Origin of the sequence: Sphingopyxis flava (genome assembly GCF_900168005.1) — a bacterium.
Classification (GTDB): domain Bacteria; phylum Pseudomonadota; class Alphaproteobacteria; order Sphingomonadales; family Sphingomonadaceae; genus Sphingopyxis; species Sphingopyxis flava.
Genome location: NZ_FUYP01000002.1, coordinates 103,636 through 126,497, shown reverse-complemented (window position 1 = coordinate 126,497; position 22,862 = coordinate 103,636). Strand labels below are relative to the sequence as shown.

Genomic DNA, 22,862 nt, shown 5'->3' with positions numbered 1-22,862 from the left:
ATCTCTAACTCATTGTCCCGGCGAAGGCCGGAGCCGCTATCGGCGTGCGGGCCGAGGCAGGATCGGATTCTCGAGCGTGCCCCGCTCTGGCCGGGGCAACGGCAAGCCTCGCCAGACTGATCTCGGCAAGCGCCGCACGCACCGCCGTGTTGACGACGCTGAAATGCGGCTGGACCTGACAGCTGCCCTCAAAGCCGCAGTCGTGACGACCGTCGTCGCAGCACGCCGTCAACGCAATCGGGCCCTCGACCGCTTCAATAATCTCCGCGACGTTGATCGCGGCCGCAGGCCGCGCAAGCCGCACCCCGCCGCCGCTGCCACGCGAGGCGACAAGCAGACCCGCGCGCGCAAGGCTGCTCACCAGCTTCTGCGCCGTGGGGCCAGGAATCCCGGTCTGCTCGGCGAGCAAGGCCGCGTGCAGCGGGACCGACCCGCACTGTCGCGCGGCGGCGCTCATCAACACCACGGCATAATCGGCAAGGTTCGACAGGCGCATCGTTTCTCCGTCCGCATTTGCGAACGATTCTTAACTGGAGCAATTTACTCCACTTATATAGGGAAGGCTCCGGCGGCGCGCAACCGAGGCCGCATTTGCCCGATAAAAAAAGGCACCCATCCGGCCGAAGCCAAATGAGTGCCAAGATGAAGGTCTCAGTCCTCGCAAAGAGGAAGAGCTCTTCTGGGTCGCAGCTTCCGATTAGGCGCGCGCGGCGATTCGCGATTGTACGGAAACGCCAAAAAAGACAGCCTGATCGCGTTAAATGGTTAATTCGCGTTAGGTTTCCGACACGAGCGGGCTCACCTTGCCCGCCAGTTCCTTGCGGCCGCGGGTTGTTGCCTCGGTATAGCGCGAGGGGCGGCTCAGCTGCCCCGGTGTCGCACCCGCAAAGCGCTTGATCTCGCGGATCAGATGCGACTGGTCGTAAAACGCGTCGCCAAGCTGCGCCGTGTCGAGATTTTCGCCTCGCGCGAGCGCTGAAGCAGCGCGTACCGCGCGATATTTGCGCGCCAGCATCCGCGGCGACAGACCGTAATAATGTTTGGTCATGCGTTCGACCGAGCGGATCGACATGCCCGTGGCGCCGACGAGATCGGCGACTTGCGGCGATGCGGCGTCGGTGAGCCACTTGTCGACAGTGCGAATGAACCACATCGGCGCCGCTTCTTGCTTTTGCAGCACCTCGCGCGCGAAATTATTGCCGATAACCAGCTGCTCGGTGACGTCGGCGGCTTTTGCAAGCGCGGTAGCGACAGCATCCACCCAGTCACCGAAGAGGTCGGCCGCGTCGATCGCGCGGTCGGTAAGCTTTTCGGCATCGTCACCCATCAGCGCCGCCCAGCCAGCCGGAAGCAGACCGAAACCGAACATCCGCGTGGGACAATGGCTTATCGCGCGCACACGGCCGCTCGTCGGACCGACGATGTTGGCACGGCACACGGGCGAGCAGTGGCCATCGGCAAAGACATATTCGCCCTTCGCCGCGGTGACGAAGCGGAATTGCGGCCGATCAGCGCGTTCATACTCGTCAAAACGCGGCATGTTGATCCGCGCGACGTAAAAACTCGACACCATGTCCGCGAGATCGGGATCCGGCGGAAAATATTGCAGTTCAAACGGCGCATCGCCGTTCGCGCCCCCTGGCGGCAAAATAGTGTCCGACATGATGAGACCGACCCCCGGCAGCTTTATTGCCGCCTGTTTACGATCCGCATAATTTTCCTTTTGTTGCGGTGCGTCAAGCCGCAATTTATCCAAAGCTATTCCTTTTCGGCAGCAATCCAGCCATTGACCCGGCGCTCCAAAATGTCGAGCGGAACGGGCCCCGATTGCAGCACGACATCGTGGAAGACGCGGATATCGAAGCGATCGCCGAGCGCCGCCTCGGCGCGGGTGCGAAGCTCCATGATCTTGAGCTTGCCGATCGTATAGGCGGTCGCCTGACCCGGATAAACGATATAGCGCTCGATCGCTTTCTCGATATCGCCGTCAGGATTGGGGGTGTTGGCCTTCAGATAGGCGATCGCCTGCTCGCGGCTCCAGCGCTTGTCGTGGATTCCCGTGTCGACGACGAGCCGGCACGCCCGCCAGAGCTCCATGCCGAGACGGCCAAAATCACTGTAGGGATCGGTGTAGAAGCCCATGTCCTTGGCCAATTCCTCGGCATATAGACCCCAGCCTTCGGTATAGGCGGTGAAATTGCCGAAGCGGCGGAAAGGGGGCAGGCCTTCGAGTTCGGTTTGCACCGCGCGCTGCAAATGATGACCCGGGATTCCTTCGTGATAGACCAGCGCCTCGAGCTCGGTCTTCGACATGTCCTTAAGGTCATAAAGATTGACATAATAGGTGCCCGGCCGCGTCCCGTCGGGCGACGGCGATTGATAGAAGGCCTTTCCCGCCGATTCCTCCCTGAATGCTTCGACCGCCTTCACCTGCAGCGGCGCCTTGGGCAGCGTGTTGAAGAAGGCAGGCAAACGCGCCTCCACCGCCTTCACATGTGCGTCGACCTCGGCAAGATAGGCCGTGCGCGTCGTGTGATAATATTGGGGGCTTGTGCGCAGATGGTCGAAGAATTGCGCGAGCCTACCCTTGAAGCCGACCTTCGCCATTATCGCCTGCATCGCCTTGTGGATGCGCGCAACCTCGGACAGGCCGAGGTCGTGGATCTGCTGCGCCGTCATGTCGGTGGTCGTATAGCTGGCGAGCAGCGCCTGATAATAGGCCGCCCCGTCGGGCAGCCGCCAGACGCCGTCCTCACTCGGCGCCTCCGCCTGCTGCCGCTCCATTTCGGCCAGCAGACGCCGGTAGGCAGGATAAGCATGATCCTGCCACGCTGCCTGAGCGTCGCTGACGAGCTGCGCCCTCGCGTCGGCGTCGATGTCGAGTTTCGCGACCTTTGCCGCAAAATCGGCGAGCACCGCATTCGGCGCACGGCGGGCGGGATCGCTCGTCGTCAGATTGCGGATATCTGCGATGACATAGCCATAGACCCATTGAGGCGGCTGGATACCCCGCGCCGCCCGCTCGGCGGACTGCGCGCTCAGGGCATCGAGCAGTGAGCCCATCCCTTTGATGCGCTCGATATAAGCGAGCGCATCTTCGAAATCGCTGACGCGGTGGATATTGATCAAGAAGGCGGGCATCTGGCTCTGCGCCCCGCTCATCTGGTTGAAAATATAGCTGTAGTCGCGGAAGGGAAACAGGCGCGCGCTGCGTTCGGCCTGAGCGTTGAACAACTCAAACGACAGCGCATCCTTGGCATCAAGCGCGGCTGGATCAAAGCTGGAGCGCATTGCCGCCGCAGACGCCTGCAATAATTTGTCCCGCGCCACTGCGGCCTCGTCGCTGACATCATCCCAGCGGCCATAGTCTTCGTCGCGGATGCCGCGATAGGCTTTGGCCTCGGGGCTCAGCGACAGCTGCGCCGCGTCATATTTCCGGAAGAATTCGTCGAGCCCCGCGCCCGCAGGCGCCGGCTCTTGGGCGCCCTCCAGCGGCGCGGCACCTACCTGCGCTCTTGGAGCCGCGCACCCCGACAGGGCGAGCGCGGCAACGCCGACAGAGGCAGCAAGGGCAAGGCGGCGATACGACACGATTTTCTCCCGGTTCCTGGGCCATCTCGGGCTTGCCATAGCACCCCGCGCAGCGCAATGGCGGGCCCATGTCGATTTTCGCTTCCGCCGCCGATGCCGCCTATGCCTGCGTGCGCCCGCTTGTCCACGCGAGCGATGGCGAGGCCGCGCATAAACTGACGCTGAGCGCGCTCCAGCCGCTGCCCCGCGCCCGGCGCGCGCTGACGAGCCCGGCGCTCGCGACCGAGCTCGCAGGAATCGCCTTTCCCAATCCGGTCGGGCTCGCCCCAGGCTTCGACAAGGATGCCCGCGTCGCCCATGCGATGCCGCATTTCGGCTTTGGCTTCGTCGAGGTCGGCACGCTCACCCCCCTGCCCCAGGACGGTAATCCGCGCCCGCGGCTCTTCCGGTTGGTTGAGGATGCTGCGATCATCAACCGTATGGGCTTCAACAACGGCGGTCAGGCAGCAGCGGCCGAGCGCATCGCCTGCCTGCGCCGCTATGGCCTTCCCGTACCGCTCGGCATCAATATCGGTGCGAACAAGGACAGCGCCGACCGCATAGCCGACTATGCGAAGGGCACCGCGGCCATGGCGCCGCTCGCCGACTATCTGACGGTAAATATCTCGTCGCCGAACACGCCTGGACTTCGCGCGCTCCAGGACAAGGGCGCGCTCGAGGCCCTGCTCGACGGGGTCGCGGCGGCGCATGGCGAGGCGCCGAAGCCGGTGTTTCTGAAAGTCGCGCCGGACCTCGCACCCGCCGACATCGACGACATCGTCGCGGTTGCGCTCGGCAAGGGCCTGGCGGCGGTCATCGTCTCGAACACGACGATCGAGCGCCCGCCGCTCGCTTCGCGCCATGCGGGCGAATCGGGCGGTCTCTCGGGCGCGCCGCTTGGCACACTCGCGCTCCAGCGGCTCAAGGATTTTCGGGCCGCGAGCGGCAGCGCGCTGCCGCTAATCGGCGTCGGCGGCATTGCGACTGCCGAACAGGCGTGGGAGCGCATCCGCGCAGGGGCGAGTCTTATTCAGATCTATTCGGCGATGGTGTTTGAAGGACCGGGCCTTGCCGGCCGGATCGCGCGCGGGCTGGAGCGTCTTGCTGCGCGCGACGGCTTTGCGAAGGTGTCCGATGCCGTCGGGGTGGCCGCCTAAGCGGCCGATCCCCCTAAATCGAAAGCTAGCGGCAGATCGTCCAGCCTGCCGTCCGCGCCGCCATGTCGAGGTGGAAATGATTGGCGTGCGCCTCGTTATAGTCGGGCGAGAGGACGGTCGAGAACAGGCCGCACGATCCATCGCGAACTGCGTGGAGAAACTCGCGGCGCACATCATCATCGTCCCAGTCGTCGATCAACGAGATGCGCGTTCCGTCGGCAAGCGTGAAGGCCGAAATGTCGATTGCATTGGCGGTGGAATGCTCGCTCTGCGCCGGGCGCCCGGCAATCCTGCGGCAGTTATAGGCACCGAGGTTTTCGATTCCGACCACCCGCTGCCCGAAATATTTGCGCGCAAGCGGCTGGACAACATCGCGGGTCCACAGAACCATTGCCGCGGTCACCGCGCACCCCGGCGCGGCATTCGCCGGGCGCATCGTCGGCACGAAGCGATTTCCGGTTAGCAGCATGCGCTGAGTGGCAAGGCAGGCGCCTTCCCCCATTGGCGGTCGTCGCAAATAGCCCGCGCCCGCCCGGTCGAAGGCCGCAAAGCATCCCGCATCGTCTTCCACCAGCGCGGCCAGCTTGCCGTGCGTTGCCCAGCCTTGCCGGTGCGCAAGTTCGAAGCGGGCGCCAGGGTTATGCTCAGGATGCGCGCGCAGCCACGCCATGCCGCGGATAGCAGCGAGCGTGAGCAGGACGGCGATGCCGAACCAAATCAGATAGGGACGCAGGCTTGCCACCCTCCCCAACTGGGGCATCGCGCGCCGGGCGGCAAGCTCAGAGCGGCTGGAACGTCACCAGCAGCCCGTCCTTGGGACGTGGAATAGGCAATATTTGCCACGCGGGTTCATACCCCTGCGCGACGACGATGCGGTGCGTCGTGAGCACGTGATGGAAGAAGATTTTCGCCTGCATATAGGCGAAGTGGAGCCCGAGGCACATGTGCGCGCCGCCGCCGAAGGGGACCCAGGCATATTTGTGCCGCTCGCGCGCGACCTCGGGCGAAAAGCGCATCGGATCGAAAATTTCGGGTTCGGGCCAATGCTCCTCCATCATGTGGGTGAAAGCTGGGCTGACCCCGACCGAGGTGCCCGCGGGAATTCGGTAACCGCGGAATTCGAAATCCTTAAGCGCCCGGCGCGGGAAGCTCGGCACGGGGGGCACGAGCCGCAACGCCTCCTTGAAGGCCCATTCGGTAAGCTCAAGCTCGCCGAGGCTGTTATGCCCGACCCTCTCGCCCGCCGGCGCGACGCGCAGCATCTCCTCGCGCAGCCGGTCCTGCCAGTCCGGATGCCTCGCAAGCTGCCAGACGAGCGTGGTGATCGAGCTGGTGATGGTATCGTGCGCCGCCATCATCAGGAAGTTCATATGGTCGACGATCGCATCGACCGGGAGATGATCGCCATTGTCGTCGAGGGCGCGGCAGATCTGGCTGAAAATGTCGGCGGCGGTGCCTTCGCGGCGTTCGGGCACCATCCGGCCGAAATAATCGACCAGATAGGCACGGCCCTTCGCCCCGCGGCCCATCGCAGTGAAGGGAAGCGGCACGCGCACGACGCCGATCGATGCCTGCACCATGTCGACAAAGGCCTTGTTGACCTTGTCGGCCTCGGGCCCCCACGGAATGCCAAGAAAACTGGTCGCGGCGAGATCGAGGGTCAGTTCCTTGATCGCCGGATAGAATTTGAAGGTGCTGCCGCTCCATGCAGCGACGCGATGTCGGATCCCCTCATTAAGCGATTCTGCATAGTGGCGCATCGGTTCGGGCTTGAAGGCGACCGACAGCGTCTTGCGGTCGGCGCGATGCTTTTCGAAATCCATTAGCATCAGTCCGCGCGGGAAGAGCAGGTTGAGGACCGGACCCCACCCTTGTTCGGACGAAAAAATCTTCTCGCGATCGAACATCACCAGCTCATTGGCGTCCGGTCCGTGAAGCGAAACGCTGCGTCCGCCAAAACTGTTGTTGCGATAAACATGGCCATATTTTGCGACCATGCGCCGCGTGAAGGCTGGATAGTCGCGAAGTTGGTCAAGCGTGTTGCCAAGGATCGGCAGGCCATCCTCGCCGGGAATATGATCGAGCGCGCTGTCGGGGTTGCGCGGCAGCCAATGCTGCGTGTCGGGGCCAAAGCGCGCTTCCGACCATTCGATCCGTGCAGGGGCATTCATCGCGATCAGCATCCTCTGTCATTGTGGCTTTGGATCAGCCTATCCAACTACTGACATCGATGCAAGTAAGGCGTGAAGGCGGGGCCCGGTCCCATTCACCGCAAATTCAACTCGACGCGCGCATTCCCGGCTTCAAGACAGAGACTCCTCATTCGTGGACTCTCATGAAGGACAAGATGATGGCCAGCATATTTCGGCGCCCCTTTTCCCTCGCCATCGGCGCGCTGGCGACGACGACGCTCAGCGGCTGCTATTACGGCGACGTCTACGGGGCGAGTTACGCTTCCTCGGGCGTGTGTGCGGGCGATTATTACGATTATGACCCCTACGCCTATGACGACGGCTATGGCTATGATTGCTATGATTCGCTCGACTATGGCGGCGGCTTCGCGCAGATCGGTTTCGGCGGAGGGTGGTACGACAGCTATTATTACCCTGGCTATGGCCTGTGGATGTTCGACCGGTACCGCAATCGCTATCCGCTAAGCGGCCGCCATCTGAACTATTGGGGCGGCCGCCGCGCCTGGTGGCGCCATCACGGCGGAAAGGGTGGCAGCCACGGCGGCCGACCAGGTCGGCCGGGCGACCACAGCGGACCGGACGGGCACGGTGGCAAAGGTGATCATCAAGGCCGGCCTGGACGCCCCGGTGGCTGGACCGGAAATGACGACGCAAACCGGCCGCCGCACGGCACGCGGCCCGGACGTCCCAAGTCCCCGCCCGCGGCAACGCGGCCTGACGGGAAGAAACCCCAGATCCGATCGGTGCTGACGGGTCGTCCTGCGCGCGATGCAGTGGCGCCGCGGCAGCCTTCGGCCGGTAAACCGGCCGTGCGCCAGCCTGTCGTCAGGCCGGAGCGCCGCGCGCCCGCGGCGCGCAGCGCGCCGGCGCCCCGTCCTGCCGCTTCAGCACGCCCTGCCCCCGCACCGCGCGCGTCGGCCGGACGTCCCGCACCTCGCGCCGAACGCCCGGCCGCAGCGCGTCCGAACCGCGGCGACCGCATCCGCGCGCAGCGCGATCAATAGAAGATCAGGCGGCCGGCGGAGCGTCCGCCGGCGCCTCATCGACGCCCGCCGCCACGACGGTCGCTGCGACCAGATCGCCAATGACGTTGAGGACGGTGCGGCACATGTCGAGGAAGCGGTCGACGCCCAGCACGAGGCCGATCCCCTCGGGGGGCACCCCGACCGAGGCGAGAATCAGCGCGATGACCGGTAGCGACCCCGCGGGAACCCCCGCAGTGCCGATACCGCCGAGTATGCACACGAGCATCACCGAAATCTGCTGCGTCAGCGTGAGATCGATACCGAAGAATTGCGCAAGGAAGATCACCGTGACCCCCTCGAACATCGCGGTGCCATTCTGGTTCGCGGTGGCCCCGATCGTCAGCACGAAACGCGCAACGCGGTCCGGGAGCCGAAGCTGATCGTGCGCCACACGCAGCGACGTTGGCAACGTCGCATTCGACGAAGCGGTGGCAAATGCCATCACGAAGGCTTCCTGCGTTTCGCGGAAGAAAGCGATCGGCGATTTCCTTGCGAGCGCTTTCAGGATGATCGGGAAGATCACGAACATCTGGAGCCCCAGCGCGAGCAGCACGACCCCGACATAGGCCGACAGGCGGACAATCAGATCCCACCCAAATTGGGCCGCGAGATTGAACATGAAGCAGAAGATCGCGATCGGCGCGAGCTGGATGACGAGGCCGATGAGCTTCATCGCCACCTCGAAAACGCCCTCGATCGCAGTCTTCAATATCTGCGTCTGCGGCGTCTGGACGAGCATCAGCCCGATGCCGAAGAAGAGCGCGAAGAACATCACCGCGAGCACGTCATTCTGGCTCATCGCATTGAAGAAATTGTCGGGGACGATCGCGACGATCGCGGCAACCCCCGATTTCGAATCATGCGCACTCTGAACGATCGTCCCCGCGCGCTCGGCGCCTTGGGCAAGCAGTGTCCTGGCAAGCGCGGGGTCAACGCCCGCCCCGGGCTGAAGTGCGTTGACAACCGCCAGGCTGACCGCGACGGCAATCGAGGATACAACGACGGTGTAGATAAGTGTGCGTAGGCCGATGGTCTTGAGCGCGCGCATTTCCCCCATTTCGGCGACGCCCACGATGAGTGCCGACACGAGTAGCGGGATGACCAGCATGAAGAGCAGCCGCAGGAAGATCTGCCCGATCGGTCCCGTGACATAGGTGGTGACTGCGTCGACCCACGGCGCATCCGCGGCGCCGTAATAGACCGCCAGCCCGGCGACCAGCCCCGCCATGAAGCCGATGAGCATCCGCCATTGCAGGCGTCGGGCGCGCGCCTCTTCCCCCCCGGCCGGCGCCACGATGCTTGCTTCGGCCATCAATGTCTCCCCTTTGTGCGAGCGTGAAGCGCGCGACCGTAACGGCGCGAGAGAAACCGCGCAACCGCCGCTGTCAGGTCAGAAATATGACGATCGCAAGGCAGGTCGAGACGCCGGTGATGATGTTGAGCGGTACGCCGATCTTGACGAAATCGACGAAGCGATAATCGCCCGCGGCATAGACGATGGTGTTGGTCTGATAGCCGATCGGCGTTGCAAAACAGGCCGACGCGCCGATCATCAGCGCGATGACGAGAGGTCGCGGATCGACGCCGAGCTCGGCAGCAAGGGCAAGCGTTACCGGCGTCATCAGCGCCGCAACGGCATTGTTGCTGAGCAGTTCCGAAAGGAACAAGGCGGCAAAGTAGATGCCGAAAACCAGCACCCAGCGAGGTGCATCGGCGAGAAGCGGCTCAACCCACCCCACCATCATCGCGACCGCGCCGCTCTTCTCGAGCGCGAGCCCGACCGCGAGCATTGCGAAAATCAGGATTAGCACGTCGCCATCGATCGTTCCCCATGCCTCGTCGCTGTCGATGCAGCGAGTGACGAGGATAACCCCGATAGCGATTATCGCCGCGACACCGATCGGCATCACGTCGAGCGCGGCAAGACCTACGACACCCGCCATGCAGAGGATCGCGATCCACGCCTTGCGGCGGCGAAAGGCCCGCGTCTTGGCAAGGTCGGCGCCAATCAGCCCCGGGTTGTCGCGCAGCGCCTCCACCTCGCGCGGACCGCCAGTAACGAGCAGTCGGTCAGCAGGACGGATACGAACATTTGCAAGGTCAGGGCCCGCTTCGTGGAGCGGCCGGTCCAGCCCGATGATACGCGCGCGGATTTTCTGGAGAAAGGGAATATCGGCAAGCCGCTGGCCGATCGAGGGATGAGTCGGCGCGATCATCGTTTCAACGACCATGTCGTTCGATGACGGCGTCCCACCGCCGATCCCGAGCAGGAAGCGGTTCTGCTCGCGCCAGGTCATCAGCGTCTGACCGTCGATCCGGACGACCAGCCGGTCGCCCGGTGCCAGCGTCCAGTGATCGAGCTCGGCGCCGTGGACCACAGTCCCGCCCCGGCGTATCCCGACAACGCGGCCCGAGCGCGGCAGATCGCGAAACGCCTCCACCGTCATGCCAACAAGAGCATCGTCATCGCCGAGCACAAGTTCGGTCAGATATTGGTGCGCATCGTGCGTCCCCGCCGCGCCAGGGATCGGCCTGTCATTCGGCAGCAGCCACCACATCAGCGCAAGTCCGATCATTCCCGACGCTGCGGTGACGAGGCCGATCGGCGTGATTTCGAAAATGCCGAAGCGCGGCATCCCGGCGTCGCGGACGATGCCGTCGACGACGAGGTTGGTCGAGGTCCCGATCAGCGTCAGCGTGCCCCCGAGGACAGCAGCAATCGACAGCGGCATCAGCAATTTTTTTGCGCTGATCCCCGTCACCTCTGCGAGCTTCATCATGATCGGAAGAAGCACGACAACGACCGGTGTATTATTGAGAAAGGCCGAAGCGGCGAGCGCACCGAGCAAGACCTCGACAATGGCGAGGCGCGGCTGCTTTTCGGCCCGCGCCATGATAGCGTCGGCGATCCGCTGGATCACGCCGGTGCGAAGGAGCGCGCCCGACAGCACGAACATCGCGCCGATGACGATCGGGGCCGAGTTGGAGAAAACCGAATAGGCCGCCTCGGCATCGAGAATTCCAAGCGCGAGATAGGTGCAGGCGCCGAGAATCGCGATCACAGTCGCGGGCAATCGCTCCATCAGAAATCCGACGAACATCGCCGCGAGAATCAGCAGCGACAGCACCGCCTGGTGCGCCTCGATGGCCGCACGCACAGCCTCGATCATGCGCGCGTCACCCGCATTGCGCGCGGTGGAGCAGCTTATGGTCGGCAAGCACCAAAGCCATCATCGCCTCGACGACCGGCGCACCGCGAATGCCAACGCAGGGGTCGTGACGGCCCTTGGTGACGATATCGGTCGCCTCGCCGGCGCGATTGACGCTCGGAACCGGAGTCAGGATCGAACTTGTGGGCTTGAAGGCGACGCGCACCACGACCGGCTGACCCGTCGAAATCCCGCCTGCAATACCGCCCGCATTGTTCGACAGGAAATCGGGTCGATTGCTGCCATCGGTCGCCGGGCGCATCGCGTCAGCATTCTCCTCGCCGCGCAACCGCGCCGCATGGAATCCGGCACCGAACTCGACGCCCTTCACGGCATTGATTCCCATCATCGCAGCGGCAAGGTCGGCGTCGAGCTTGGCGTAGACGGGCGCGCCCCAACCGGCAGGCACCCCGCTTGCGGCACATTCGATGACGGCCCCGAGCGAACTGCCCGCCTTGCGCGCCGTGTCCATCAGGCCTTCCCAGCGCTGCGCAGCAGCAGGATCGGGACAGAAGAAGGGATTGCGGTCAATTTCCTCGAGATCGAAGTTTGCAGGATCGATCGCGTCGCCGCCGATCTCGGCGACCCAGGCATGGATCTGCACCTCGGGGATGACGAGCCGCGCCACTCCGCCCGCCGCGACCCTTGCCGCGGTCTCGCGCGCGCTCGACCGCCCGCCGCCGCGATAGTCGCGGATGCCGTATTTGGCATCATAGGCGTAGTCCGCGTGGCCAGGGCGATAGGCCTGCGCGATCTCGCCATAATCTTTTGAGCGCTGATCGACATTTTCGATCATCAGGCTGATCGGAGTGCCGGTAGTCTTGCCCTCGAAAACCCCTGACAGGATGCGGACCTGGTCAGGCTCCTGCCGCTGCGTCGTGTGTCGCGATTGGCCCGGACGACGCTTGTCAAGGAACGGCTGGATGTCGGCCTCGGAGAGCGACAGACGCGGCGGACACCCGTCCACGACCGCGCCAAGCGCCGGTCCGTGGCTCTCGCCCCAGGTCGTGAATCGCAGTACACGTCCAAAGCTATTGAAACTCATCGCCTATCCCATCCGGCCGAATGCGGGTGCATAATCCGCCCGTCCGCCTAGCGGCCAGGGCGCATCCGAGTCCAGCATCATCGCCATGAAATGCGGTCCCGCGAAAGGCGAGCGAAAGCGCGCTGCAAGGACGGTGGAATACCCAAAGCGCCGATAATAGGTCTCGTGGCCGAAGACGAAGCTGATGGCGACGCCGCTCGCGCGCAATGCGGCGAGCCCGGCCCTGATCAGTGCATCGCCAATCCCCTGCCCCTGCCGTTCGGGCACGACCGCCACCGGTGCAAGGCCCCCGGCCAGGATCGAAGCGCCATCGGCTTCCGCGTCCATCCGGCTGAACAGCACATATCCCGCAATCGCTCCTTTCGTCTCGGCGACAAGCGAGACGAGCCGGTCGCCATCGGCTTCGATCCGGCGCACAAGTTCAGCTTCGCCTTGATAGCCGAATTTGGTGCAAGCAAAGGCCGTGCGAATGATCGCGTCGATCGCCTCGTCATCCGCCGCCGCGGCAGCGCGGATGAGGAGGCTCTCAGGCAAGCGCGATATCCGGCGCGTCTTCCTGCTTCATTCCGACGGTGTGATAGCCCGCGTCGACATGGTGCGTTTCGCCCGTGACGCCCGAGGCAAGATCGCTCAGCAGATAGAGCGCCGAGCCGCCGACATCGTCGATCGTGACGTTGCGGCGCAGCGGCGCGTTGAATTCGTTCCACTTGAGGATCAGACGGAAGTCACCGATTCCGCTCGCCGCCAAGGTCTTGATTGGCCCTGCCGAAATGGCGTTCACGCGTACCCCTTGCGGCCCATAGTCGTTCGCGAGATACTTGACACTGGTCTCCAGCGCCGACTTGGCGACGCCCATGACATTGTAATGGGGGATGACCTTCTCTGCACCATAGTAGCTCAGCGTCAGCAGCGAGCCGCCGCCCTTGCCTGTTTCAGGATCATAGGGCGTCATCATTTTCGACGCGCGCTGGGCCACGGCCGTGAAGCTGTAGACGCTGATGTTCATCGTCATCAAAAAGTCGTCAAGGCCGATGTCGGCATAATGACCGCGCAGCGCATCCTTGTTGGTGTAGCCGATCGCGTGAACGACAAAGTCGATCGTCGGCCAGCGCGCACAGAGCGTAGCGAAGGCCTTGTCGAGATTCGCCATGTCGGAGACGTCGCAGTCGATGAGGAAATCGCAGCCGAGCTCGTCGGCAAGCGGCTTCACTCGCTTCAGCATCACGTCGCCCTGATAGCTGATGGCGAGCTCGGCCCCGGCGCCGTGCAGCGCCTTTGCGATACCCCAGGCGAGCGATTTGTCGTTCGCCAGGCCCATGATCAGCCCGCGCTTGCCCTTCATCAGACCCGTCATTTGGTTTCTCCGACCTTATTGTCTTCCACGATGGCATCGTCCACGCGCCCAATAGCGTCGTGGCCCAAATCCTCAACCTCGACGAGCGCGGCGTTGAGTTCGGCGCCCATCACCATACCCAATCCCACAAGGTAGAAAAAGAAAAGCGCGACCATGACGCCGGCGAGGCTGCCATAGGTCGCGTCGTAGCTGAGCAGGCTGGCGAGCAAAGGCGGAAGCGCCAGAGTGACCCCGATCCACCACAGGGTGGTGAACAGTGCGCCCGGCCATTTGGGGCACTTCTTCTGCCTGCGATACTTGGCCGGCGTGAGCGAGTAGAAGAGGAGGTAGATGGCGATGAAAAGCCCGAGCCCCGAAACGCTGCGCGAAATCAGCACGACCCCCGCCGCCTGAAATTGCGCCGGCAGCACCCGCGTCACAAACTGTTCGATGCCCACGATCAGCACCTGCATGCTGAAGGAAAGAAGCATCAGCACCACCGCACCGGTGATGATACCGATCGATAGCAACCGGTAATGAAAGAAGCCGCGGCTGAAATGGGTACCATAGGCGCGGCGAAGAATGTCCCGGATGGTCTCGACGAGGCTGCCGACGGTCCACAATGCGACGAGCGCGCCGAGCCACAGGAACAGACCGGTGCGCGCCCCCATGACCTCGCGAATCGGACCCGAAAGCGCCTTGGCGACAGTCGGCGGCATGATCGAAAAGACCGCGTCAATCGCAGCTTCGCCCCCGGCGCTCCCGCCAAAGAGGCTGAGGGCCGCCGCGAGGAGGATGAAGAAGGGAAAGAGCGCGATCAGCGCGAGATAGGCTAGATTTCCAGCATGAATGAACCCGTCGGTATAGGTGCCGACGATCACCCGGCGGACGATGTGAAAGGCACGCGTCCCCGGCCCCAGCCGCTCACGCCCCCGCTCGATGATGCCCTGCGCGCGGGCGCGCAAGTGAGTCCGCTTGGCGCGCTCGGCGCGCGCTTCGGGCGAATGGGGCGAATGACCCTCGGCGAGAAATTCCCTGCCGACTTCCTCGGCAACTTCGCGCTCGATCGCGGCGGCGGAGTCCGTCTGGCTGCGATCAGCCACGCATCACACGCCGAGCTCGGCCCTGACCGGCCGCTTGTCGGTCCATTGGTCCACGAGTTTCGCCAGCCCGGCATCGTCCTTGGGCAAGTCGATCATCAGCCGGACCAATTGGTCGCCGCGCCCGCCTCCCTTCTGGCTGAAGCCCTTTCCTTTGAGGCGCATCACCCGGCCCGAGGAGGAGCCTGGCGGAATTGACAACATTACCGGCCCATCGACTGTCGGAACCTTGACCTTCGCGCCCTTGACAGCCTCGCCCAGCGTAATGGGCAAGTCGAGACGGATGTGGGCACCATCGCGCTCGAAGAACGGATGGTCCTTGACCGTGATCGTAACGATCCCGTCGCCATTGCCGCCCGGCCCCGGCTGTCCCTTGCCCGCAAGGCGCATCTGCGTCCCCGTCTCCACGCCGGCGGGAAGCTTGAGGTCGATCGTCTTCCCGTCGGCCAGAGTGATGCGCTGCATCGCCTGCGTCGCGGCATCGACAAATGAGACCGAAAGGCGATAGGCGACGTTGGCGCCCTTGGGCGGCGGCGCGCTGCGCCCCCCGAAACCGCCAAAGGAGCTGCCGCCGCCGCGGCCGCCGAACAGCCCCTCGAAGATATCGCCAAAATCGGCGCCCTCGCCGCCAAAGCCCGAAAAACCGCCCTGCGGTCCCCCGCGCGGATCGCCGCGAAAACCGCCGCTGCCATATCCAAAGGGCATGGCGGGGTTGCCGTCGGCATCGATCTCGCCGCGGTCGAACTGGGCTCGCTTCGTCTTGTCGGAGAGCAGGTCATAGGCCTTGGTGACGTCGGAGAATTTCTCCGCCGCTTTCGGATTATCCTTGTTCCGGTCGGGATGCAGCTCTTTCGCGAGCTTGCGATAGGCCGACTTGATTTCAGCTTCGCTCGCCGATTTCGCGATGCCGAGGGTGGAATAGGGATCTGCCATTTTTCTCCTGTAGCCCGATAAGATGTTGGCCGGAAAGGCCCGATTGCGCGCGCGATGTGGGAATGAGAGGAAAGCCGGTCAAGTTCCCCGGCGCTCCTCCCTTGCTCGCGAGGGACCCTGACCGGCTTTTACTCGACCGCGGTGCCGCGGCGCAGTAGAAGCCCGGCCATGACGACAAACCCCTTCGACCTGTTCGACAGCTGGTTCGCTGATGCGCGCGCCAGCGAGCCCAATGATTCGAACGCGATGGCGCTTGCCACCGCGACCCCGGACGGCCGTCCCTCGGTTCGCATGGTGCTCCTGAAGGGACACGGGCCCGACGGCTTCGTCTTCTACACCAATCTCGACAGCCGCAAGGGCGGCGAACTCGCCGAAAACCGGCAGGTCGCGCTGCTGTTTCACTGGAAGTCGCTGCGACGCCAGATCCGCATCGAGGGACCGGCCGAGCCCGTTGCGGACGACATTGCCGACGCCTATTTCGCCACGCGCAGCCGCGACAGTCAGCTTGGCGCCTGGGCGAGCGACCAGTCGCGGCCGCTCGATAGCCGCGCCAGCTTCGAGGCACGCTTCGCCGAGATGCAAGCGCGGTTCGCGGGGCAGGACGTGCCGCGCCCGCCGCGTTGGTCGGGCTGGCGGGTGATCCCCGAGCGAATCGAGTTCTGGCAGGATCGCGCTCACCGCCTCCATGAACGCACCCTTTTCGTGCGCGAAGGCGAAGGCTGGGCCAGCGGGCTGCTCTATCCATGAGCTGGCGGCGGCTTCCCATCACACAGGTCGACGCCTTTGCCGACCGCCCGTTCGCGGGCAATCCTGCCGCAGTCATGCCGCTTGAGTCATGGCTCGATGACGCAACGCTGCAGGCGATCGCGGCTGAGAACAATCTTGCCGAGACCGCTTTTCTGATCCCCGACGAGAGCGGCGAGGCAGATTTTGAACTGCGCTGGTTCACGCCAGGTGTAGAAGTCGCGCTCTGCGGCCATGCGACGCTCGCAAGCGGACATGCGCTGCTGTCGGCAGCGCCTTGGCGGAACGACATGCGCTTCCGTACGCGCAAGGCCGGAATCTTGCGCGTCGCGCGCGACGGCGAGGGCGAAGATACAGGTTATCGAATGGTCCTTCCCGCCTATCCGCCCGCGCCGAAGGCGCTGCCGGATATCGCGACCTATATGGGCGGCGAGCCGGTCGAAACCTTGTGGCATGAGGGCGGCTATGTGCTGATCGTCTACGCGGACGCCGCGCACGTCCGCGCGCTCGAACCCGATTTGCGTGCCCTGAAAGCCGGCGGCGACATCCTCTATATCGCAACCGCCCCAGGCGAAGGCGATCCCTCGGGCGCCGACATCATCAGCCGCGCTTTCGCGCCCGGCGCCGGCATCGACGAGGATCCGGTGACCGGATCGGCGCACTGTGTGCTCACCCCCTATTGGACGGCGCGGCTCGGCCGCGACGCCTTCACGGCCTATCAGGCGAGTGCACGCGGCGGCTATGTCGGCTGCCGGCTGGAGGGAGATGGGGTGGAATTATCCGGGAAATGCGTCACGATACTGACGGGCGAGTTTCTGCTCTGACCCGTCTCCTCTTTCGGAGCTGGGAGCCTAAAACGCCGCCTGCAATTCCGCCAGATGCCGGCGAAGCTGCGGAAACTGGTCGTCCTTCGTGATCCCCAGCCGCACGATCGTCAGGCGCTGCGAGGGCGAGACGATGATGTACTGGCCCTGGTGTCCGATACAGGCGAACAGGTCGTTGGGCCCGCGGTCGGGCCACAGCGCGGCGGATACCCCGGCGGGGCGGGCGCGGTTGAGCCAGATATGGCCGCCGTAACCGCCGTCCGTTGGCGAAGGCGTCAGCATGAAGCGCATCCAGCTTTCAGGAAGCAGCCGCTGGCCATTCACCACCCCGTGATTGCGCAGAAATTCGCCGAACTTCGCGTAATCGCGTGCGGTCGCGTGCATGATCGAGCCGCCGATCATCGTCCCGCGCGCATCGAACTCGGGCGTGAGGCTGGTCATGCCGAGCGGCTCGGTCAGCCTCCCCGCGATGAACTCGCGCACCGCCTCGCGCCGTGCCTCGGGGCCGCGCGCGGGCGTGAGCGTATTGGCGAGAATGTCGGCAAGGATCACGCTCGTCGCCGAGCTGTAGTTGAAAAGCTCACCCGGCCGCGCCACGGCCGGCTTCGCTTCGGCAAAGCCCGCCATATCCTCAGCGCCGCCGCCAAACAGCATTGCCACCGTGTCGCCTGCCCACACGGGCTCTCCCTCCTCGACATGCTCGAGCCCCGAGGACATGTGGAGCAGGTTCTTGAGCGCGATCGCCCCGCGCGGATCGCCGGTGCGCTGCCACGCTGCGACCGGCGCGGGACCGTCGAGGGATAATTGCCCGTCGGAGACGAGGAATCCGATGAGCACCGCGGTGATGCTCTTCGCCATCGACCAGCTGATCAGCTTGCTGTGGGGGCCGAAGCCCGCGCCATAGCGTTCGTAGACGGGTTCGCCGTCGCGCAGCACCAGCAGCGCGCGTGTCTCCCCCACCGCGTCTGCGTCGGTGAACAGCGCGTCGGCCTTCGCCCTGATCGCCGGATCGAGCGCGGGCAGCAGCTGCCGCGCGTCGACGGGCCCGGACGGCAGCGACGCGCCGAAACGCGGTGCGGGCGCGGCAGGCGCTATCGCCCCCTGGACCGCCGCCTGCGTCAGCGGCCAGGCACTGAGGAGCGCGAGCGCGGCACTTGCCAGCATGGCTTTTTTGGTGATCATGGCGCCCCGTGACTAACACCAACCCGCCCGAGCCGGCAACGCCGGAACCGACCCCGACTGCGTCGCCGCAGGAGCTTCCCCCCTCGCGAGCGGCCCGACGACCGAGCCGCTGGAGCGGATACCTGCCGTGGGCGCTGATCGCGCTTGCCCTGCTCGCGATCCTGCTGATCTGGAAACTCCCCTCGTTCAAGGCGCAGGCCGAGCTCGGCTCGGCCTATGCCGCGCGGATCGGCTGCTCGTGCCGCTACGTTCAGGGCCGCAGCCTCGAAAGCTGCCAGAGCGACTTCGAGCCAGGCATGGAGATGGTATCGGTGCGCGAGGATCCCGAGACGAAAACCGTGACGGGCAGCGTCCCGTTACTCGCCTCGCGCAGCGCGCGCTTCGCAGGCGCAAGCGGGTGCCTGCTCCTACCCCAGGAGTGAGGATCGCCTGACCGGTTCAGGCTTTCCCGACCGTCCGCTCGAAAAAACCGTCCATCGCGGCATTGACCGCCTGCGGTGCCTCCCAGGGCACAAAATGGCCGCAGCCCGGGATTTTTGTGACGGCCACGCCGGGCACATGCTCCTCGATCCCTTCCAGATTGCAGGCAGGCAGCGCGACATCGTCGAGCGCCCAGATCACGAGCGTCGGAATCCTCAGCTTTGGAAAGGACGCCGGGGGCGGCTCGGCGAACGGCTCGTCCATCGCGGGCACGTTCATCGGCGAGGCGCGATACCAGTTGACCATTGCGCGGCAGGCGGCGCGATCCTCCCAATCGGCGAGCAGCCGGGCGATTTCGCCAGGCGGCTGAATCCCGCCGCTCGGCACCCGGCCCTCAAAGGCGTGGGCGAGGAGGCCGGCGATGCCCTCTTCCTCGAGAATCGCATCGCTCGCGGGGTCGCGAAAGATACGGATATACTGGCTCGCAGCGCGCTGTTCGGCATTGGTGAGCAAGAGCCGCTGAAAGATCGCTGGATGCGGCGCGTTGGCGATCACCGCGCGCCTCACCCGGCCCGCCCATGCAGGATGCAGGCCGCCGGGCTGGCCGCCGAGCGCCACGCCCCACGCAATCGCCCCGCCCCAATCGTGACCGATGATCGTGAACTCTGCGACGCCCAGCGCGTCAGCCAGCGCAAAAATGTCCGCGATCAGCTTGTCGGGCGTATAGGCTTCGGCCTCCTGCGGCTTCGACGAGCCGCGATAGCCGCGCTGGTCGGGCGCTATGCAGCGGAACCGCGCGGCGAAATGAGGAAGCTGGTGCCGCCATGTGCGGTGCGATTCGGGAAAGCCGTGAAGGAAGATCAGCGCTGGCGCGCCCCTTGGCCCCATGTCGACCACGTCGAGTTCAACGCCGGTCGAAAGCGTCAGTCGCAGCTGTTCGAAATCGCCGCTCATGCCTCGCTCCTCTGGTTTCATTTCGAAACTGTCTGGCGAAGCGGCGTCCGGCTGGCAAGCGCCCGAACGATCGCGTCCGCGATCGGATCCCCCGATCAGATCGGCGGCGTCAGATTATCCGCATCGGTCGGCAAGGTCTTGAAGATCGGCCATTCGACCATGTCGCCCCCTTGCTTGCAGATGCGCGTCGAAATGATCGCGTCCCCCCGCATCACGATGAGCCCGCCATATTGGGCGGCGGGTACGTCAAAGTCGATGTCGTTCGAGGGCGGAGCGGTCCAATGGGCGAAAACGACATAGGAAAAATCGCCGTTCACAAAGCGCAGCGTCTGGTCCTCGCCGCGCGGATAGAGGGTCCGGTGATAAAAGACGCGGCCGCTCTTTGCATCCGCGGCGATTCGCAGCTCGGTTCTCGCCTTCGTCCCATAGCGATAGACGAGCGCATCTTTCTCCTGCGTCACACGCAGCTGCTTGGCGCCAAAGCTGCACTCGAAGACCGGACCCGGAAGCGAGGCGGGCGCCGACAGGGCAAGCGCGAGGGCGAGCGCCGCGCTCATGGGTAGTTCGGTGTCCGGGGCACCTCCGGAATCGGGATGAACTCCTCGCTGTCGCCGGGGACGAGCGGGAATTTGCGCTCCTTCCAGTCGTGCTTCGCCGCATTGATCCTCTCGCGCGACGAGCTGACGAAGTTCCACCACAGGTGCCGCGGCGTCGTGAAGGCTTCGCCGCCGAGCAGCATCACACGTGCGTCATTCGCGGCACGCAGCGTCATCGCCTCGCCAGGCTTCAGGATATAGAGGCTGTAGCGCTCAAGTGGCTCGCCATCGAGGCTGGCGTCTCCGAGCGCCACGAGCACTGCGCGCTCGTCGGCCTCAGCCTCGATAGGCAGGCTGGCGCCAGCGTTCATCAATATGTCGGCGTAAATGGTCGCGCTGTGCTGCGTCGTGGGCGCCGTGGCGCCCCAGAGGCTGCCCATGATAACGCGCGCCGAGACCTTGCCGTCCTCGACCAGCGGCAATTCCTCGGCCGAAACATGCTCGAATGCCGGGTCGATCTCTTCCTTGCCGTCCGGGAGCGCGAGCCATGTCTGCATGCCCGAGATCGCCGAACCCGCGGCGCGCTCGGCGGCGGGGGTGCGCTCCGAGTGGACGATCCCGCTTCCCGCGGTCATCAGGTTACACGCGCCGGGGCGGATCGTTGCATAGGTGCCGAGGCTGTCGCGATGGTCGATCGCGCCCTCGAACAAATAGGTCAGCGTCGCAAGGTTGATATGGGGATGCGGCCGCACGTCCATCCCCTGTCCAATATCGAAATGCGCCGGGCCGAACTGGTCGACGAAAATGAAGGGACCGACCATCGTACGTTCCTTGTCTGGCAAGGTCCGCCGCACATCAAAGGCGCCGATGTCGTGGGTCGAGGGGGTGATGACGCTGTACAATCGCCAAGTTCCTTCCAGCTCTACTCGGGTCTCCGCAGGATTTTCTCCATCGCCTTTCCCTTGGCGAGTTCGTCGATCAGCTTGTCGAGGTAGCGGATTTCGCGCATCAGCGGCTCTTCGATATCTTCGACCCGGACGCCGCAGACAACTCCCTTGATCAGGCTGCGCGCGCTGTTCATCGCCGGGGCCTCGCCAAAGAAGTGGCGTAAATCCGTCTTGCTCCCGATCAGCGCCTCCAGCTGCTTCTGGCTGTAACCCGTCAGCCAGCGAATGATCTCGTCGACCTCGGCCTTGGTGCGCCCCTTGCGCTCCGCCTTGGCGACATAAAGCGGATAGACGCTCGCGAAGCTGTACTGATAGACCCGCTCGCTCCCCATCGAAGCCCCCTATTCTCCGGGCGCTTTCGCGCGGATCGCGAGCGCGTGGACGCGCTCTCCCGGCATATCGCCGAGCGCCTTGTTCACCGCGCGCTGACGCGCGACGCGCGACTGCCCGGCAAAGCCCGCCCATTCGATCGCGAGGCTGAAATGCGATTCGCCGCTGCCGTCGTCCCCCGCATGGCCATGATGCTTCGCGCTGTCGTTGCTGAGAGTGAAGGAAGCACCCGGAAAAGCAGCGGAAAGCAGCTCCTCCATTTCGCGTTGCACTGGACCTTTTTCGCTCATGCCCCCATGTTGGGCAGGAAAGCACAGCATGACAAGCCCCCGATCCAACCGATTCCACGGCCGCGTTCCGCGCGAAGCCGCTTGCGCCGTTCCGGGTTGCCGCGAGCCCGGCGAATTTCGCGCGCCCCTCTCGGCCCATCGCTCGCCCGACGGACCGCCGCCATGGCGCTGGCTCTGCCTCGACCATGTCCGCGAGTTCAACGCAGGCTATAATTTCTTCGAGGGCATGAGCGCGGACCAGATCATGGCCGCCCAGTCGCCGACCGCTGGCTGGGAGACCGAAAGCCGCGCCTTTCGAGCCGCCGGAATCGCCGACCTGCCGCCGCGCTGGGCCGATTTCAAGGACCCGATGGACGCGCTGGGTGCCCGGTTCCGCCAGCGGATGGACGAAGCGCGGCGCGAAGCCGCCGACCCGCGCTTTAGCCGCGAGGAGCGCCGCGCACTGCAGACCATGGCACTTGCTCCTGATGCCGACCGCGCTGCGCTCCGCCGCCGCTACAGCGAGCTCGTCCGCAAATATCACCCCGACCGCAACGGCGGCGACCGCAGCCACGAAGCGCGGCTTAGCGACGTCGTTGCAGCATACCAGCTTTTAAGGAAGAGCCGCGTTTTCGCATAAGGAGAGAGGCCATGAGCGATCTCGACGACAAGCGCATCGAAACCGTCCGCCGCCATATGGCGCTTGAGATCACGCATGATTGGGACGGCGTTCTCGCAACCTTCGAACATCCACGCTACGAGTTGCTCGGCCCCGGCACTATCTTCGATGGCGAGGCAGCGGTGCGCTCCTACTTTGCCTCGTCGCGCGAGCCTTTTCCCGATCAGGCAAACGAAGTCATCGCAATCGCCGCCGATGCCGCGACCGATACGGTTCTGGTCGAATTCTGGCTGACCGGCACGCATCTGGGGCCGCTCAAGCTTGGACTGCGCACAGTCGAACCCACAGGAAAGACTTTCCGCATCCGCATGGCGGCGAGCTTCGAATTCGCGCCCGGCAGCGACAAGATCATCTGCGAGCGCCCCTATTACGACCAGGCTGCGGTGCTGAAGGCGCTCGGCGTCTTCTGAATA

Annotated in this window: 25 protein-coding genes; 7 read left to right on the top strand and 18 right to left on the bottom strand. The window is 64.6% G+C overall.

Features of this window, described 5'->3' with window-relative positions:
* Positions 1-4: 4 nt before the first annotated feature.
* The 3 genes from B5X69_RS02125 to B5X69_RS02115 form a co-directional block, all read right to left on the bottom strand.
* Positions 5-496: an SUF system Fe-S cluster assembly regulator gene (locus B5X69_RS02125; RefSeq protein WP_079637045.1), complete on the bottom strand. Its 492-nt coding sequence runs from the start codon at positions 494-496 to the stop codon at positions 5-7.
* 279 nt (positions 497-775) lie between these two features.
* A complete protein-coding gene (locus B5X69_RS02120) occupies positions 776-1,663 on the bottom strand; it encodes an AraC family transcriptional regulator (RefSeq protein WP_079637177.1) in 888 nt (295 codons plus the stop codon).
* Positions 1,664-1,758: 95 nt separating this feature from the next.
* A complete protein-coding gene (locus B5X69_RS02115) occupies positions 1,759-3,591 on the bottom strand; it encodes a DUF885 domain-containing protein (protein ID WP_079637176.1) in 1,833 nt (610 codons plus the stop codon).
* 68 nt (positions 3,592-3,659) lie between these two features.
* Here B5X69_RS02115 and B5X69_RS02110 point away from each other — a divergent pair, with 68 nt between their 5' ends.
* Positions 3,660-4,727: a quinone-dependent dihydroorotate dehydrogenase gene (locus tag B5X69_RS02110; RefSeq protein WP_079637044.1), complete on the top strand. Its 1,068-nt coding sequence runs from the start codon at positions 3,660-3,662 to the stop codon at positions 4,725-4,727.
* A 25-nt stretch (positions 4,728-4,752) separates the two neighbouring features.
* On the opposite strand, the gene B5X69_RS02105 is transcribed toward B5X69_RS02110, so the two are convergent.
* Both B5X69_RS02105 and B5X69_RS02100 read right to left on the bottom strand, forming a co-directional pair.
* Positions 4,753-5,469, bottom strand: coding sequence for an extensin-like domain-containing protein (locus B5X69_RS02105; protein WP_245798532.1), 717 nt, complete (start codon positions 5,467-5,469; stop codon positions 4,753-4,755).
* A 37-nt stretch (positions 5,470-5,506) separates the two neighbouring features.
* On the bottom strand, positions 5,507-6,898 hold the full coding sequence (locus tag B5X69_RS02100; protein ID WP_079637175.1) for a cytochrome P450: 1,392 nt from the start codon (positions 6,896-6,898) through the stop codon (positions 5,507-5,509).
* A 179-nt stretch (positions 6,899-7,077) separates the two neighbouring features.
* Between B5X69_RS02100 and B5X69_RS02095 the strand changes: the two genes are divergently transcribed.
* Positions 7,078-7,923, top strand: a complete 846-nt coding sequence (locus B5X69_RS02095; RefSeq protein ID WP_139375632.1) for a hypothetical protein — start codon at positions 7,078-7,080, stop codon at positions 7,921-7,923.
* 4 nt (positions 7,924-7,927) lie between these two features.
* On the opposite strand, the gene B5X69_RS02090 is transcribed toward B5X69_RS02095, so the two are convergent.
* The 7 genes from B5X69_RS02090 to B5X69_RS02060 all read right to left on the bottom strand — a co-directional run bounded on the left by B5X69_RS02090 (position 7,928) and on the right by B5X69_RS02060 (position 15,564).
* Positions 7,928-9,256 (bottom strand): dicarboxylate/amino acid:cation symporter, encoded by a 1,329-nt coding sequence (locus tag B5X69_RS02090; protein ID WP_139375631.1) that lies wholly within the window; start codon positions 9,254-9,256, stop codon positions 7,928-7,930.
* 73 nt (positions 9,257-9,329) lie between these two features.
* Positions 9,330-11,114 carry an SLC13 family permease gene (locus B5X69_RS02085; RefSeq protein WP_079637041.1) on the bottom strand — a complete coding sequence of 595 codons (1,785 nt, stop codon included), beginning with the start codon at positions 11,112-11,114 and terminating at the stop codon, positions 9,330-9,332.
* Positions 11,115-11,121: 7 nt separating this feature from the next.
* The gene (gene aroC / locus B5X69_RS02080; RefSeq protein ID WP_079637040.1) at positions 11,122-12,198 is read right to left on the bottom strand and encodes a chorismate synthase; all 1,077 of its coding nucleotides are present in this window, start codon (positions 12,196-12,198) and stop codon (positions 11,122-11,124) included.
* Positions 12,199-12,201: 3 nt separating this feature from the next.
* A complete protein-coding gene (locus tag B5X69_RS02075; RefSeq protein ID WP_176141487.1) occupies positions 12,202-12,732 on the bottom strand; it encodes a GNAT family N-acetyltransferase in 531 nt (176 codons plus the stop codon).
* Entirely contained in the window at positions 12,725-13,552 is an 828-nt protein-coding gene (fabI, locus tag B5X69_RS02070) for an enoyl-ACP reductase FabI (protein ID WP_079637038.1), read from the bottom strand. Before fabI ends, B5X69_RS02075 begins: the two co-directional genes overlap by 8 nt.
* Positions 13,549-14,634 carry a YihY/virulence factor BrkB family protein gene (locus tag B5X69_RS02065; RefSeq protein WP_079637037.1) on the bottom strand — a complete coding sequence of 362 codons (1,086 nt, stop codon included), beginning with the start codon at positions 14,632-14,634 and terminating at the stop codon, positions 13,549-13,551. Before B5X69_RS02065 ends, fabI begins: the two co-directional genes overlap by 4 nt.
* A gap of 3 nt (positions 14,635-14,637) precedes the next feature.
* Positions 14,638-15,564 (bottom strand): DnaJ C-terminal domain-containing protein, encoded by a 927-nt coding sequence (locus B5X69_RS02060; protein WP_079637036.1) that lies wholly within the window; start codon positions 15,562-15,564, stop codon positions 14,638-14,640.
* A 168-nt stretch (positions 15,565-15,732) separates the two neighbouring features.
* On the opposite strand from B5X69_RS02060, the gene pdxH reads away from it, so the two are divergent.
* Complete coding sequence (gene pdxH, locus B5X69_RS02055) at positions 15,733-16,311, top strand: pyridoxamine 5'-phosphate oxidase (RefSeq protein WP_079637035.1); 579 nt, start codon at positions 15,733-15,735, stop codon at positions 16,309-16,311.
* A complete protein-coding gene (locus B5X69_RS02050) occupies positions 16,308-17,132 on the top strand; it encodes a PhzF family phenazine biosynthesis protein (RefSeq protein WP_079637034.1) in 825 nt (274 codons plus the stop codon). Before pdxH ends, B5X69_RS02050 begins: the two co-directional genes overlap by 4 nt.
* A 27-nt stretch (positions 17,133-17,159) precedes the next feature.
* On the opposite strand, the gene B5X69_RS02045 is transcribed toward B5X69_RS02050, so the two are convergent.
* Positions 17,160-18,314 carry a serine hydrolase domain-containing protein gene (locus tag B5X69_RS02045; RefSeq protein ID WP_079637033.1) on the bottom strand — a complete coding sequence of 385 codons (1,155 nt, stop codon included), beginning with the start codon at positions 18,312-18,314 and terminating at the stop codon, positions 17,160-17,162.
* A gap of 8 nt (positions 18,315-18,322) precedes the next feature.
* Here B5X69_RS02045 and B5X69_RS02040 point away from each other — a divergent pair, with 8 nt between their 5' ends.
* Positions 18,323-18,736, top strand: coding sequence for a hypothetical protein (locus B5X69_RS02040; protein ID WP_176141486.1), 414 nt, complete (start codon positions 18,323-18,325; stop codon positions 18,734-18,736).
* A gap of 16 nt (positions 18,737-18,752) precedes the next feature.
* Here B5X69_RS02040 and B5X69_RS02035 read toward each other — a convergent pair whose 3' ends face one another.
* The 5 genes from B5X69_RS02035 to B5X69_RS02015 form a co-directional block, all read right to left on the bottom strand.
* Positions 18,753-19,688: an alpha/beta fold hydrolase gene (locus B5X69_RS02035; protein WP_079637032.1), complete on the bottom strand. Its 936-nt coding sequence runs from the start codon at positions 19,686-19,688 to the stop codon at positions 18,753-18,755.
* Between the two features lie 95 nt (positions 19,689-19,783).
* Complete coding sequence (locus B5X69_RS02030; protein WP_079637031.1) at positions 19,784-20,245, bottom strand: hypothetical protein; 462 nt, start codon at positions 20,243-20,245, stop codon at positions 19,784-19,786.
* Positions 20,242-21,126: a pirin family protein gene (locus B5X69_RS02025; protein ID WP_079637030.1), complete on the bottom strand. Its 885-nt coding sequence runs from the start codon at positions 21,124-21,126 to the stop codon at positions 20,242-20,244. The genes B5X69_RS02030 and B5X69_RS02025 overlap by 4 nt, the downstream gene beginning before the upstream one ends.
* Positions 21,127-21,146: 20 nt before the next feature.
* The gene (locus B5X69_RS02020; protein WP_079637029.1) at positions 21,147-21,503 is read right to left on the bottom strand and encodes a DUF2200 domain-containing protein; all 357 of its coding nucleotides are present in this window, start codon (positions 21,501-21,503) and stop codon (positions 21,147-21,149) included.
* A 9-nt stretch (positions 21,504-21,512) separates the two neighbouring features.
* Positions 21,513-21,791, bottom strand: a complete 279-nt coding sequence (locus tag B5X69_RS02015; RefSeq protein WP_245798530.1) for a BolA family protein — start codon at positions 21,789-21,791, stop codon at positions 21,513-21,515.
* 28 nt (positions 21,792-21,819) lie between these two features.
* Between B5X69_RS02015 and B5X69_RS02010 the strand changes: the two genes are divergently transcribed.
* Both B5X69_RS02010 and B5X69_RS02005 read left to right on the top strand, forming a co-directional pair.
* A complete protein-coding gene (locus B5X69_RS02010) occupies positions 21,820-22,410 on the top strand; it encodes a DnaJ domain-containing protein (protein ID WP_079637028.1) in 591 nt (196 codons plus the stop codon).
* 11 nt (positions 22,411-22,421) lie between these two features.
* Positions 22,422-22,859 carry an ester cyclase gene (locus tag B5X69_RS02005; protein WP_079637027.1) on the top strand — a complete coding sequence of 146 codons (438 nt, stop codon included), beginning with the start codon at positions 22,422-22,424 and terminating at the stop codon, positions 22,857-22,859.
* Positions 22,860-22,862 lie beyond the last annotated feature (3 nt).

Excerpts from the sequence above, each read along its gene's own strand:
- B5X69_RS02050 (WP_079637034.1), top strand. The coding sequence starts at position 16,308 with ATGAGCTGGCGGCGGCTTCCCATCACACAGGTCGACGCCTTTGCCGAC.
- fabI (WP_079637038.1), bottom strand. The coding sequence starts at position 13,552 with ATGACGGGTCTGATGAAGGGCAAGCGCGGGCTGATCATGGGCCTGGCG.
- B5X69_RS02035 (WP_079637032.1), bottom strand. The coding sequence starts at position 19,688 with ATGAGCGGCGATTTCGAACAGCTGCGACTGACGCTTTCGACCGGCGTT.
- B5X69_RS02125 (WP_079637045.1), bottom strand. The coding sequence starts at position 496 with ATGCGCCTGTCGAACCTTGCCGATTATGCCGTGGTGTTGATGAGCGCC.
- aroC (WP_079637040.1), bottom strand. The coding sequence starts at position 12,198 with ATGAGTTTCAATAGCTTTGGACGTGTACTGCGATTCACGACCTGGGGC.
- B5X69_RS02090 (WP_139375631.1), bottom strand. The coding sequence starts at position 9,256 with ATGGCCGAAGCAAGCATCGTGGCGCCGGCCGGGGGGGAAGAGGCGCGC.
- B5X69_RS02030 (WP_079637031.1), bottom strand. The coding sequence starts at position 20,245 with ATGAGCGCGGCGCTCGCCCTCGCGCTTGCCCTGTCGGCGCCCGCCTCG.
- B5X69_RS02100 (WP_079637175.1), bottom strand. The coding sequence starts at position 6,898 with ATGAATGCCCCTGCACGGATCGAATGGTCGGAAGCGCGCTTTGGCCCC.
- B5X69_RS02110 (WP_079637044.1), top strand. The coding sequence starts at position 3,660 with ATGTCGATTTTCGCTTCCGCCGCCGATGCCGCCTATGCCTGCGTGCGC.
- B5X69_RS02005 (WP_079637027.1), top strand. The coding sequence starts at position 22,422 with ATGAGCGATCTCGACGACAAGCGCATCGAAACCGTCCGCCGCCATATG.
- B5X69_RS02120 (WP_079637177.1), bottom strand. The coding sequence starts at position 1,663 with ATGTCGGACACTATTTTGCCGCCAGGGGGCGCGAACGGCGATGCGCCG.
- B5X69_RS02020 (WP_079637029.1), bottom strand. The coding sequence starts at position 21,503 with ATGGGGAGCGAGCGGGTCTATCAGTACAGCTTCGCGAGCGTCTATCCG.
- B5X69_RS02045 (WP_079637033.1), bottom strand. The coding sequence starts at position 18,314 with ATGATCACCAAAAAAGCCATGCTGGCAAGTGCCGCGCTCGCGCTCCTC.
- pdxH (WP_079637035.1), top strand. The coding sequence starts at position 15,733 with ATGACGACAAACCCCTTCGACCTGTTCGACAGCTGGTTCGCTGATGCG.
- B5X69_RS02010 (WP_079637028.1), top strand. The coding sequence starts at position 21,820 with ATGACAAGCCCCCGATCCAACCGATTCCACGGCCGCGTTCCGCGCGAA.
- B5X69_RS02095 (WP_139375632.1), top strand. The coding sequence starts at position 7,078 with ATGGCCAGCATATTTCGGCGCCCCTTTTCCCTCGCCATCGGCGCGCTG.
- B5X69_RS02060 (WP_079637036.1), bottom strand. The coding sequence starts at position 15,564 with ATGGCAGATCCCTATTCCACCCTCGGCATCGCGAAATCGGCGAGCGAA.
- B5X69_RS02085 (WP_079637041.1), bottom strand. The coding sequence starts at position 11,114 with ATGATCGAGGCTGTGCGTGCGGCCATCGAGGCGCACCAGGCGGTGCTG.
- B5X69_RS02015 (WP_245798530.1), bottom strand. The coding sequence starts at position 21,791 with ATGAGCGAAAAAGGTCCAGTGCAACGCGAAATGGAGGAGCTGCTTTCC.